This window comes from Mycobacterium innocens (assembly GCF_900566055.1).
GTDB classification, from domain to species: domain Bacteria; phylum Actinomycetota; class Actinomycetes; order Mycobacteriales; family Mycobacteriaceae; genus Mycobacterium; species Mycobacterium innocens.
This window is the reverse complement of sequence record NZ_UPHQ01000037.1, coordinates 33,488-45,109: the sequence shown is the minus strand read 5'-3', so window position 1 is coordinate 45,109 and position 11,622 is coordinate 33,488. Positions and strand designations below refer to the sequence as shown.

The window sequence follows — 11,622 nt, the reverse complement described above, 5'->3', positions numbered from 1 at the left end:
GTGGCGGTACTGGGCCGAACACCTCGATCCCGATCGCGCCCGCCGCGACGATCCACGAGGACCGCTGCATGGCCGGCAGGTCATCATCACCGGCGCCTCCAGCGGGATCGGGCGGGCGTCGGCCATCGCCGTCGCGCAGCGCGGCGCAACGGTGTTCGCGCTGGCCCGCAACGCCGACGCGCTGGATCGGCTGGTGGCCGAGATCCGGGCGAGCGGCGGACGGGCGCACGCCTTCACCTGCGATGTCACCGACTCGACGTCGGTGGAGCACACCGTCAAAGACATCCTGGGCCGCTTCGGCCAGGTGGACTATCTGGTGAACAACGCCGGCCGGTCGATTCGCCGCTCGGTGGTCAACTCCACCGACCGGCTGCACGACTACGAACGGGTCATGGCGGTCAACTACTTCGGCGCGGTGCGAATGGTGCTGGCGCTGCTGCCGCACTGGCGTGAGCGCCGGTTCGGTCACGTGGTCAACGTCTCCAGCGCCGGGGTGCAGGCCCGCAACCCGAAGTACAGCTCGTATCTGCCCAGCAAGGCGGCGCTGGACGCGTTCGCCGACGTGGTCGCCTCCGAGACGCTCTCCGACCACATCACCTTCACCAACATCCACATGCCGCTGGTGGCCACACCAATGATCACCCCGTCGCAGCGGCTCAACCCGATGCGGGCGATCAGCGCCGAGCATGCGGCGGCCATGGTGGTGCGCGCGCTGGTCGAGAAGCCGGCGCGGATCGACACCCCGCTGGGCACGCTGGCCGAGGCCGGCAACTACTTCGCGCCCAAGGTTTCGCGGCGCATTCTGCACCAGCTGTACCTGGGCTACCCCGATTCGGCTGCGGCGCGCGGGTTGCCGTCCGCCCCGGCGGCGCCCCCGAGACGTAAGCCGAAGCGCCCGGTGCGTGCCGTCACCGGCGCCATCCGGACACCCCGGGCGGTCCGGCAGCTGGCGCGGTTGGTGCCCGGCCTGCACTGGTAGAACGGCGGTTCGGCGGTTTCAACGGCGCCTGATCGCGGCGGCCGCGGATGTCACTTCGCACAGGTGAATTGGTTGACGTCGATATAGCCGATGCGGAACATGTCGGCGCAGCCGGTCAGATACTTCAGGTATCGCTCGTAGACTTCCCGCGATTGCAGGGCAATGGCCTGGTCTTTGTGGGCCTGCAATGCCGCCGACCAGATGTCGAGGGTTTTCGCGTAGTGCGACTGTAGCGACTGAACCCGGGTGACGGTGAAACCGTTTGCGGTGGCGCGTTCTTGGACCATCGGGATCGACGGCAGCCGCCCGCCCGGAAAGATCTCGGTGACAATGAATTTGAGGAACCGGGCGAAGGTGAACGACATCGGCAGGCCGCGTTCGTGTATCTCTTTCGGGTGCAGCCCGGTGATGGTGTGCAGCAGCATGATGCCGTCATCGGGTAACAGCCGGTGCGCCAGGGCGAAGAACGCGTCGTAGCGCTCATGTCCGAAATGCTCGAAGGCGCCGATGCTGACGATCCGGTCCACGGGCTCGTCGAACTGCTCCCAGCCCTGCAGCAATACTCGCTGGGTGCGCGGACTTGCCGAGGTGGCGATCAATTGCTCGACATGGCGGGCCTGGTTGCGGCTCAGGGTGAGACCCACAACGTTGACGTCGTAGGTGTGCACCGCGCGCATCATGGTGGCGCCCCAACCGCAGCCGACGTCGAGCAATGTCATGCCCGGCTGTAATCCGAGTTTGCCCAGCGCCAAGTCGATCTTGGCGATCTGCGCCTCTTCCAGTGTCATGTCGTCGCGCTCGAAATAGGCGCAGCTGTAGGTCTGGGTCGGGTCGAGGAACAGCCGGAAGAAGTCGTCGGACAGGTCGTAATGCGCCTGCACGTCCTCGAAGTGTGGTTTCAGGTCATCGGGCATTGGGTCAGCCTAATCCGGCGTATCCTTATCGCGGTGAGCGCGGTTTTCGCCGACGTCGACACCGGCATCGACGACGCGATCGCCTTGATCTATGTGCTGGCCAGCGACGACGCGGATCTGGTCGGTATCGCATCGACCGGCGGCAACGTTGCGGTGGACCAGGTGTGCGCCAACAACCTGGGCTTACTGGAATTGTGCCGCGCCCACGACATACCGGTGTCCAAAGGCGCCGACCATCCGAGTCGTGGAAACATTCACGGCCCCAAGGGTTTAGGGTATGCCGAACTGCCGGTCACCGATCGCCGGGTCACCGGTCACGACGCCGCGATGGCGTGGGTGCGCGCAGCGCACAGCCATCGCGGGGAACTGATCGGCCTGGTCACCGGCCCGCTGACCAACCTTTCGCTGGCGCTGCGCGCCGCACCGCAGCTGCCGAAACTGTTGCGCCGGCTGGTGATCGTGGGCGGCTCTTTCGAAGGCGAGACGACCGCCGAGTGGAACATCAAGGCAGACCCCGAGGCAGCAGCCCAAGCGTTGGCCGCATGGTCCGCTGAAGCCGTTGAGCCGCAAGCGCTTCCGATTGTCTGCGGCTTGGATCTCACCCGGCAGGTGGCGATGACGCCGCAAATCCTGGCCCGGCTGACGGCTGCCTGCGGCCCGTCGGTTCCGTTGACCCGGTTCATCGAGGACACCATGCGGTTCTACTTCGAGTCTCACCGGGACCGCGGATACGGATATCTGGCGTACCTGCACGATCCGCTGGCCGCCGCGATCGCCCTGGATCCCGAACTGGTCACCACCCGGCGCGCCACTGTCGACGTCGACTTGACCGAAACCCCGGCCCGCGGCACGACGGTGCCCGACTGGTCCGGAAGGCGAGCACCCAACGCGCTGGTCGGCATTGACGTCGACCCGGAGGTGTTCTTCGAGCGGTTCATCGCGCGGGTTGGAACGTTCGCACGCCGGGTAACTGAGAGCACATGAAAGTCCGCCGCATCGAGCTGCTGCGCGCCGGATGGGGCGCCGTGCTGCTCACCGCCCCCACTGTGGTGCTGAACCGGATTCACGGGGTTCACGTCGATCGAAAAGCAGTCGTCGTCACCCGGGTGCTGGGGGCCCGTCATCTGGTGCAGGCACTGGTGTCTCGACACCGCGCGACGGACGCGCCCAGCGTGACGTCACCGCGAGTTTCGCACGGAATTTTCGCAGTGACGTCACGCTCGGCGGCCAGCGCGGCGCGAAGTCACGCGACCCGATAGTCCTCCAGATCGGCGTGTTTGACCGTCAACCCGTGCCCCGGCGCTGCGGTCCGGACGCAGCAGGCCGTCGGGTTCGGGGTCGATGGTGCCGTCGAACGCCAGCCCCTCGATGCGCACATGGTCGTGGAAGTACTCCAAATGGCGCAGGTGCCAGACGGCGGTGCCGACCTGGCCGCTGATCTGTGGAGCGCAGTGCAGCGAGAGGTCGATGCCACGCGCGTCGCACAGCGCGACAACTTTGAGCACCCCGGTGATCCCCAGGGCGCGGGTGACGTCGGCCTGTAGGCAGTCGACCGCGCCCGCGGCCAGCATCTGGTGGAAATACGGGAGGTGATAGCCGTATTCGCCGTCGCCGATGGCCGGCCGGGCCGTGCACGCAGAGCTGGCGCAGGCCGTCGAGATCGTCGGAGCTGACCGGTTCTTCGAACCACCACACGTCGTATTCGGCGAAGCGCCGCGCCCACAGCAGCGCTTGTTTGCGGCGGTAGGCGCCGTTGGCGTCGACGAACAGCTCGACGTCGTCGCCGATGGCCGACCGGGCCGCCGCCACCCGGCCCAGGTCGGCATCCGGGTCGCTACCCACCTTCATCTTGGGTGATCACCGACGGGATCGTCGAGTGCCGGGAGGCGCTGGCGTTTCCCGGGGACCCGCACACGGCGGTGGTGCTGCGCCGCATCCGCGCCCTGGATCGGCCGGCGCGGATGCGGGTCGCGCTCGACGTGCGCGCCGGCTTCGGCACCGCGCCGATGTCGCAGCTGCGCTGCGCCGACGAGGTGTGGACCGGGCGGTCAGGACCGCACCGGTTCCGCTGGACCGGGGCCGGCGATGCCACCCGAGGCGGCGACGGCCCGCTGCAGGCGGTGATCGAGGTGGTTCCCGGACGCGACCACGACCTGGTCCTCGAGCTGTCCGATCAGGAACTGCCCACCGCCGCCGCGCGGCCCAACGACGCCTGGCGCGGCACCGAAAGTGCTTGGGCGGCAGCGGTTCCGACCATATCGGGCTCGTTGGCCGACGCCGACGCGCAGACTGCGTACGCGGTCTTGCGCGGGATGACCAGCAGCGGCGGGGGCATGGTGGCCGCGGCCACCATGTCGCTGCCGGAACGGGCCGAGCAGGGCCGCAACTACGACTACCGCTACCGCTGGATCCGCGACCAGTGCTACGCCGGACAAGCTGTCGCCGCCGCCGGAGCCCACCCGTTGATCGACGACGCCGTCGGGTTCGTCAGCGAACGCGTGCTGGCCGACGGTCCCGGCCTTAAGCCGGCCTACTGCATTACCGGCGACTTGGTGCCCGAAAAACAGGACTTGGATCTGCCGGGCTATCCCGGCGGCATGGTCAAAACGGGCAATGGGTGACCGACCAATTCCAGTTGGACGCGTTCGGCGAGGCGCTGTTGTTGCTTGCGGCCGCCGCACGGGTGGACCGGCTGGACACCGCACATTGGCGGGCCGTGGAGACCCTGGTGGAGTCCATCGAAAAGCGCTGGCGCGAGCCCGACGCCGGAATCTGGGAGATCGACGACCGACGCTGGGCTCATTCCCGGCTGACGTGTGCGGCGGGGCTGCGGCGCATCAGCGAGGTGGCGCCGCCGCGGCAGGGCTCGCAGTGCCAGCGTCTGGCCGATCTTCTTGTGGCCGATACCAATTCCGACTGCCTGCACCGCGACGGACGGTGGCAACGCGCGCCGGATGATCCGCGAATCGACGCGGCGCTGCTGATACCGTCGATCCGCGGCGCGATCCCGGCGACCGATCCGCGCAGCGTCGCCACCGTGGCCGCCGTGCGCACCGACCTCGGCCGGCACGGGTTCGTGTACCGGTTCCAATCGGGCGAGCAACCACTCGGCGAGGCCGAGGGCGCCTTTCTGCTGTGCGGATTCCTGATGGCGCTGGCCGATCATCAGCAGGGCAACAATCTGGCGGCCGTGCGCTGGTTCGAACGAAACCGCACCGCCTGCGGTCCGCCCGGTCTGTGCACCGAGGAGTTCGACATCGGTCAGCGTCAGCTGCGCGGCAACCTGCCCCAGGTCTTCGTCCATGCGCTGCTGTTCGAAGCGGCGCATCGGCTGACGGACGGGTACGGCCCGTGCGTGGGCACCGGAACCGGGTAACTCGGGCATCTCGGCCGTTTGACTCGCGTAGCGACGGGTAGACCCACATTGTGACCATCGGCAATCGTCACCGCTGCAAGTTCCCCGACCGGTCGGCGGTGGCGATCCGGTGGTCCACCCGCGTAGTTGCCGTACCGAAGGAGCACCATGCCCAAGACCGCCGACTTCATCGTTGATCGCCTGCGACAGTGAGGAATTCACCGGATCTTCGGATACCCCGGCGACGGGATCTTATCGGATGCTCGGCGCTTTGGACCGGGCCGGCGGCGACCCTGAACTGATCCAGCCGCGCCACGAGGAGATGGCCGCCTTCATGGCCACGGCGCACGCCAAGTTCACCGGCGAGATCGGCTGCTGCCTGGCCACCTCCGGCGGCGGGGTTCTATCTGCTCAACGGCCTCTACGACGCCAAGCTCGACCACTATCCGGTGGTCGACATCGTCGGTCAGCAGAAGCGGATGTCACTCGGCGCGGCGTTCCAGCAGGAGATCGACCCCAATTCGCTGTACAAGGACGTCTCCTCGGATTTCGTCCAGACCTGCATGGCACCCGAACAGGCGCGGCATCTGGTGGACCGAGCGTGCAAGGTGGCGCTGAACAACCGGACGGTGGCGACCATCATCCTGCCCCGAGGATGTGGGTGAATCCGACGCGGTGCCCTCGCCGGCCCGGATGCACGGCGCGGCGTTCAGCAGCATCGGCCGGACCAAGCCCCGGGTGATTCCGCCGAAGTCCGAACTGGAGAAGGCGGCGCAGATCCTCAACTCCGGGGACAAGGTGGCGATCGTCGTCGGGCAGGGTGCGGCCGAGGCCGCCGACGAGGTCGTGCAGGCGGCGGAATTGCTCGGCGCCGGGGTGGCCAAGAGTTCGCTGGGCCGTGCTGCGGGCTGGCCGGGTCCTGGGGATTCGAGCAAGGCAAGTACCAGCTTTCGCTCGAGTGCGGCGAACAGGCGTTGCTGCCGGCCATCCGGAAAAATCGCGATGCGCTGGTGGTGGCCAACGGGTTCTCCTGCCAGACCCAGATCAGCGATTCCGGATCGGCGAACGCGCTGCACCTGGGGCAAGTGATGGCCATGGCCAACGCATCGGCTGACATCGGCTCCGTGACTCCCCCGGGTCGGCCCGCGCCGGACTCGCGCGCCCGCGCCACCCGGGTGGCGGTTCCGACGGCGGCATTGGGCGCCGCAGCGGTGGGCGGTGCTGCCCTGGCGCGGAAATTCTGGACCGCCCGGCGAGCCTGCTAGGAGCGCCGCGGCAAACGGCGCCGGCAACCGCCGACGTCGCATGCGGCGTCTTGTTGCCTTCCGCGACAGTCACATCGATCGCCGGCGAGGCTGCCGGACCGGGATGCTCGTTTTGCCCGGCTCACAGCGACAACTTCAGGCGCCCAACGGCTTTGTCGCTGGCAGGTGGGCAAATTGCACACCGGTCTCGGTCCCGACATCGGTGTGGCAGGTGTGGTGGAGATGACTCCGGGGCGTAGCCGGGCGAACCCGTTGGTTTCGCGTTTGCGCTCGCTGCTGGCCGAGGCAGCCTGATCATGGCGGTCGACGGCCATCCCTCCCGCAAGGACCTGACGCCCGAGGCATTACAACGCGTCGAGGCTTACTCATAGCTTCCTTCGAGATACCAGCGCCGCTGGCGGTAGCACAGCAGCAACGCGCGCTCACTCTCCAGCAACACCTGGGCGCGGGCGGTGCGGCTTCCCCCTTGACCGGCTTCGGGCCGGTCATCCCACCACCGTTCGTCGACCGGCCATGGTCCGGCCCACCAACGCAGCCGATCGTCTCGACCCCGGGACGTCAATCGCGCCGGGTCGGCGGAGAACATCCCCCGGCCGGTTACCCGTACCGGATTACCCTGGGCGTCAAGCAATTCCACCGGATCGTCGAGTAGCACCGCCGGCGACGGCTCGGGCAGTTGGCCCGGCCACGGCTGATTCGGGTCGGCTTGCGGCACCGGCTCGTCGCCCAGCGGGGTCAACGTGATGCGCTCGGCCGGCCCGCGACCGCCGGACAGCACCGGCACCTGCACCGCCTCCGGGCCCAGCAGACCTTGCACCCGCACCAGCGCCCGACGTGCCCGCAGCCTGTCTTCTTCACCCAGGCCGCCCCATAGCGGCAACTGCAGCGCCTCGGCGGACACCACCTCGATCGCCTGTAGCCGCAGCCGCGTCACCGGTGCGGTGGGCCGGTCGCGGGCGGTCCGGTTGGTCAACCATCCGTCCAGTTGCCAGCGCACCCGGTCGGCGGTGCCATCCTCGGTCAGCGGTTCGGCGCAGCGCCACACCCGGCTGCGCTCTTCGCCGTTGGCGGTGACCGCGTGAATGGCCAGCCGGGTACATCCCACGCCAGCGGCCATCAGCGCCTGATGCAACGTTCCGGCCAGCAACCGCCCGGCAAATGCCGCGGCATCGATCCGGTCGATCGGTGGCTCGCAATGCAGTACGGCGTCGAGTTCCGGCGGCGGTTCGCGTCCGGAGGGAAGGCGTTCGGGTTCACCGCGGGCGAACCGGTGCGCGGCCACCGCGTCGGCGCCGAACCGGGATGCGATATCGGTGCGGGATAATGCGGCGAACTGACCGATGGTCCGAATCCCCATCCGCCACAACAGATCCGTCAACTCCTCTCGCCCCGGCCCGGACAGGCTCGGCTCGGTGGCAAGCTGGCGGATCGACAACGCCGACAGGAACCGCGCGTCCTGCCCGGGCTCCACGACACGACCGGCACGCGCGGCGTAAACCGCGGTGGAAAGCTGGTCGGCGATCCCGACCTGGCACTCGGCGCCGGCCACTGAGCTCATAGCCACCGCGTCGATCAGCCGCTCGGCCGCCTGCTGCTCGGACCCGAAAAACCGCGCCGCCCCGCGCACCGGCAACACCAAGAGGCCGGGCCGCAACACCTCGGCGCGGGGCACCAGATCATCTACCGCCGCGATCACCCCTTCGAAAAAACGGGCGTCGCGGTCGGCGTCGGCGGTCGCGATGTGCAATTGCGGACAACGGGCCGCCGCCTCCCGGCGCCGTAGCCCACGGCGTACGCCGGCCGCACGCGCCGTCGCCGAGCAGGCAATCACCCGGTTGGCCAAAGTGACCGCGACCGGAGCCGTCGCCGGCTGGCCCGCGGCCGCGGCCGCCGCGACCGCGGGCCAGTCCATGCACCAGATCGCCAGCACTCGGGACGAGGCCACCAGGTTCACCCCGTTAGCACTCGGCCGACCGGCTGCCCCCGCGCGCATCCGCTGACCTGTAGCCGCACCCGGCTGATCCGTCCGAATCCGGGTGTGGGTGTGCCCCGGCTGCCCGCCGTGATCTCATAGCCGCAGATCCGGGCTTCCAACCGCGTCGACGCCCCTTCCCAGTGGCCGTCGGTGACCAGCAGCGTGCACCCCTTGTTACGAGCCCGCGCCACCACGGCCCGCGCCCGGGTCCGCGTCACCCGGCATCCGCTCAGGCCGAGGACCACCAGATCCATGCCATCGAGGAGCACCGCGGCCACTTCCACCGGATCGGTCCCGGGATCCGGTATCACCGCGAGCCGGCTCAGGTCCGCTCCCATCTCCACGGCGGCCAGCAGCCCGATATCCGGTTGGCCGACGATGGCGGCGTTGCCCCCGGCCGCCGTCACCGCGGCCACCATGCTCAGCAGCAAGGAGCGGGCTCCGGACAACATCGCCACCGTTCCCCGGGGCAGCAGTGCCGGCAACTCCGGGACCGACAGCGTGGATTCCGATTCCGGCAGCAGGTCATCGGAACGAACAAGGTCTTTTCCGGACAGCACCGCGATCTGCCGGCGCAACGATTCCAGCTGCTCAGCACGGCTTCCATGCGGTGGGCGGGAGGCGAAAGCCGCAGTCATGACTCGCCCTCCTACCAGCTCTTGGAACCCCATATTTTCGAATATATGTTCGATACAGTCGAGTAAACACCCACTCCGCGACAGCCGTCAAGCAACGTGAGAAGCTGCTGTGTGCGCTCGGTGCTGGTGTGGCTGATGGTGTGTTTCGGCAGCGTTTTCGCGCCGGCCAGCAGCGCTGCCGGATCCTGTCAACCGGCGGAGCTGTTCGCCACCGACAACCCCCGGGTCATCACCGGCCCCGATTCGGAGGCAGCCGGCCAATTGCGCGACGACTTGGAACCGTTCGAGCGTCAAGCCGTGGCGACCATCGCCCAGACCGGCGCCGAGGTGACGGGATCGACCTTGGTCGACGGCGTGTTCTGGTCCGCTACGCTGCAGCAGATCGCCTATGAGCGCGCCCGCCAGTTCCATCTCTGCGTGGTCGACGAACCCACGCTGCACATCGCCGCCGAGGCGATGAATCGCCAGTTCCACCAGGAAACGGCGCTGACCTTCGAATATCTTCGGCAAGGTGCGCCCGAAGCCGACGCGATCCTCATTGCGGTGCCCGGCATCGACATCGCGCGCTTCGGCGATGCGTTGATGGCCGATTCAGCCGCACGCCAGCGACTGCTGGGCGGATCTGTCACCACGGCCGACCACACCTTGCTACTGGTCGCCGCCAACCGCGATTGCGATATCGCCCGCCAACTCGTCGAGGAGGCCGGCGGGTCCTGGACCGCGGCCACGATCAACTACGGCAGGCGCGAACTCGTCCAGACGTAACGCCGAAATCGCCGCCATGGCTGCGGTCGATGTCCGGGCCACGACCGTGGCGGCAATTTCGGTGCCCGGCCCTGCGGTGAAGTGACTCCCGGCTACTCCCACTCGATGGTGCCCGGCGGCTTGCTGGTGATGTCCAGCACCACGCGGTTGACCTCGGGCACCTCGTTGGTGATGCGGGTCGAGATGCGCTCGAGCACCTCGTAGGGCACCCGGGTCCAGTCGGCGGTCATGGCGTCCTCACTGGATACCGGGCGCAGCACGATCGGATGCCCGTAGGTGCGGTTGTCGCCCTGCACACCGACCGAACGGATATCGGCCAGCAGCACCACCGGACACTGCCAGATCTGGTTGTCCAAACCCGCGGCGGTCAGTTCCTCGCGCGCGATCGTGTCCGCGCGCCGCAGCGTCTCCAGCCTGGCGGCGGTGACCTCACCGACGATCCGGATACCCAGGCCCGGCCCCGGAAACGGCTGGCGCGCAACGATTTCCTCCGGCAGACCCAACTCCCGTCCCACCGCGCGCACCTCGTCTTTGAACAACAGCCGCAGCGGCTCAACGAGTTTGAACTTCAGGTCCCCGGGCAGGCCGCCGACGTTGTGGTGGCTCTTGATGTTCGCGGTACCACTGCCGCCGCCGGATTCCACCACGTCGGGATACAACGTGCCCTGCACCAGGAACTCAACCTCGCGCCCGTCCAACACATCTCGCACCGCACCCTCGAAGGCCCGGATGAACTGCCGGCCGATGATCTTGCGCTTGCCCTCGGGATTGTGTACCCCCGACAGCGCCGCCAGGAAAGTGTCCGCCGCGTCGACGGTGACCAGGTTGGCCCCGGTGGCCGCCACGAAGTCACGCTCCACCTGCGCACGCTCACCGGCGCGCAACAAGCCGTGGTCGACGAAGACACACGTCAGTCGGTCCCCGATCGCGCGCTGCACCAGCGCCGCGGCTACCGCGGAATCCACTCCCCCGGACAGACCGCAGATGGCGTGCCCGTCGCCGATCTGCACACGCACCTGCTCGATCAGCGCGCTGGCGATGTTGGCCGGCGTCCACTCCGCGCCGATCCCGGCGAACTCGTGCAGAAACCGGCCCAGCACCTGTTGCCCGTGCGGAGTGTGCAGCACCTCCGGGTGGTACTGCACCCCGGCCAGGCGCCGTTCCCGGTTCTCGAAGGCGGCCACCGCCGCTCCCGCGCTGCTGGCCACCACCTCGAATCCCTCCGGGGCGGCCGTCACCGCGTCACCATGGCTCATCCAGACCGGCTGGACCTGCGGCAGATCCGAATGCAGCTTGCCGCCAAGGACTTTCAGCTCAGTCCGGCCATACTCGCTGGTGCCGGTGTGGGCGACCGTCCCGCCGAGCGCCTGCGCCATAGCCTGAAACCCGTAGCAGATACCGAACACCGGCACACCCAGGTCGAACAGCGCCGGATCCAGCTTGGGAGCGCCGTCGGCATAGACGCTCGCCGGCCCGCCGGACAGCACCAGCGCTCGCGGATTACGGGCCTTGATCTCCTCGATGGCGGTGGTGTGCGGAACCACCTCCGAAAAAACCCGGGCCTCTCGGACCCGGCGGGCGATCAATTGGGCATATTGCGCACCGAAGTCCACCACCAACACCGGCCGCGGCGGCGCATGTCCAGCTGCTTCGGGATCGTCAGGTTTCGCCACGCCGCAAGTTTAGTGGGCGCCGCCACCCGGTTCGCGCCGCAAGGTGTGCCCGTGGTGC

11 protein-coding genes and 3 pseudogenes are annotated in these 11,622 nt (G+C 68.2%); 8 read left to right on the top strand and 6 right to left on the bottom strand.

The genetic code is table 11. The features are described from left to right. Positions 1-979: SDR family NAD(P)-dependent oxidoreductase (locus EET03_RS04770; protein WP_122508732.1), on the top strand; the 979-nt coding region annotated here is incomplete at its 5' end. A gap of 50 nt (positions 980-1,029) precedes the next feature. On the opposite strand, the gene cmaA1 is transcribed toward EET03_RS04770, so the two are convergent. After that, complete coding sequence (cmaA1, locus tag EET03_RS04765; protein WP_075541152.1) at positions 1,030-1,893, bottom strand: cyclopropane mycolic acid synthase CmaA1; 864 nt, start codon at positions 1,891-1,893, stop codon at positions 1,030-1,032. Positions 1,894-1,926: 33 nt separating this feature from the next. Between cmaA1 and EET03_RS04760 the strand changes: the two genes are divergently transcribed. Then, positions 1,927-2,877 (top strand): nucleoside hydrolase, encoded by a 951-nt coding sequence (locus tag EET03_RS04760; protein ID WP_075541151.1) that lies wholly within the window; start codon positions 1,927-1,929, stop codon positions 2,875-2,877. Positions 2,878-3,107: 230 nt separating this feature from the next. Here the strand turns inward: EET03_RS04760 and EET03_RS32300 are convergent, their stop codons facing one another. Continuing rightward, complete coding sequence (locus EET03_RS32300; RefSeq protein WP_208648995.1) at positions 3,108-3,464, bottom strand: enolase C-terminal domain-like protein; 357 nt, start codon at positions 3,462-3,464, stop codon at positions 3,108-3,110. A 124-nt stretch (positions 3,465-3,588) separates the two neighbouring features. After that, a pseudogene (locus EET03_RS32295) lies at positions 3,589-3,741 on the bottom strand (enolase C-terminal domain-like protein); the annotation flags it as partial. 533 nt (positions 3,742-4,274) lie between these two features. On the opposite strand from EET03_RS32295, the pseudogene EET03_RS32600 reads away from it, so the two are divergent. The 5 genes and pseudogenes from EET03_RS32600 to EET03_RS31155 all read left to right on the top strand — a co-directional run. Continuing rightward, positions 4,275-5,269: pseudogene (locus EET03_RS32600) on the top strand (glycoside hydrolase family 15 protein); the annotation flags it as partial. A gap of 238 nt (positions 5,270-5,507) precedes the next feature. After that, positions 5,508-5,600: pseudogene (locus EET03_RS31170) on the top strand (hypothetical protein); the annotation flags it as partial. A gap of 97 nt (positions 5,601-5,697) precedes the next feature. Continuing rightward, on the top strand, positions 5,698-5,913 hold the full coding sequence (locus EET03_RS31165) for a hypothetical protein (RefSeq protein ID WP_244232240.1): 216 nt from the start codon (positions 5,698-5,700) through the stop codon (positions 5,911-5,913). Beyond that, positions 5,906-6,337 (top strand): hypothetical protein, encoded by a 432-nt coding sequence (locus EET03_RS31160; protein ID WP_244232239.1) that lies wholly within the window; start codon positions 5,906-5,908, stop codon positions 6,335-6,337. Before EET03_RS31165 ends, EET03_RS31160 begins: the two co-directional genes overlap by 8 nt. 5 nt (positions 6,338-6,342) lie before the next feature. Then, positions 6,343-6,513, top strand: a complete 171-nt coding sequence (locus tag EET03_RS31155) for a hypothetical protein (protein WP_244232238.1) — start codon at positions 6,343-6,345, stop codon at positions 6,511-6,513. 361 nt (positions 6,514-6,874) lie between these two features. Here EET03_RS31155 and EET03_RS04730 read toward each other — a convergent pair whose 3' ends face one another. Both EET03_RS04730 and EET03_RS04725 read right to left on the bottom strand, forming a co-directional pair. Further along, positions 6,875-8,461 carry a DNA polymerase Y family protein gene (locus EET03_RS04730; RefSeq protein ID WP_167470583.1) on the bottom strand — a complete coding sequence of 529 codons (1,587 nt, stop codon included), beginning with the start codon at positions 8,459-8,461 and terminating at the stop codon, positions 6,875-6,877. A 2-nt stretch (positions 8,462-8,463) separates the two neighbouring features. Beyond that, on the bottom strand, positions 8,464-9,126 hold the full coding sequence (locus tag EET03_RS04725; RefSeq protein WP_075541149.1) for a hypothetical protein: 663 nt from the start codon (positions 9,124-9,126) through the stop codon (positions 8,464-8,466). Between the two features lie 135 nt (positions 9,127-9,261). On the opposite strand from EET03_RS04725, the gene EET03_RS04720 reads away from it, so the two are divergent. Continuing rightward, entirely contained in the window at positions 9,262-9,891 is a 630-nt protein-coding gene (locus EET03_RS04720; protein ID WP_075541174.1) for a hypothetical protein, read from the top strand. Positions 9,892-9,983: 92 nt separating this feature from the next. On the opposite strand, the gene guaA is transcribed toward EET03_RS04720, so the two are convergent. Further along, the gene (guaA, locus tag EET03_RS04715) at positions 9,984-11,564 is read right to left on the bottom strand and encodes a glutamine-hydrolyzing GMP synthase (RefSeq protein WP_208648994.1); all 1,581 of its coding nucleotides are present in this window, start codon (positions 11,562-11,564) and stop codon (positions 9,984-9,986) included. Positions 11,565-11,622: the final 58 nt, after the last annotated feature.

Bases quoted from the DNA above. Each gene is read 5' to 3' on its own strand.
- cmaA1 (WP_075541152.1), bottom strand. From the start codon at position 1,893: ATGCCCGATGACCTGAAACCACACTTCGAGGACGTGCAGGCGCATTAC.
- EET03_RS32300 (WP_208648995.1), bottom strand. From the start codon at position 3,464: ATGCTGGCCGCGGGCGCGGTCGACTGCCTACAGGCCGACGTCACCCGC.
- EET03_RS31155 (WP_244232238.1), top strand. From the start codon at position 6,343: ATGGCCAACGCATCGGCTGACATCGGCTCCGTGACTCCCCCGGGTCGG.
- EET03_RS04725 (WP_075541149.1), bottom strand. From the start codon at position 9,126: ATGACTGCGGCTTTCGCCTCCCGCCCACCGCATGGAAGCCGTGCTGAG.
- EET03_RS04720 (WP_075541174.1), top strand. From the start codon at position 9,262: ATGGTGTGTTTCGGCAGCGTTTTCGCGCCGGCCAGCAGCGCTGCCGGA.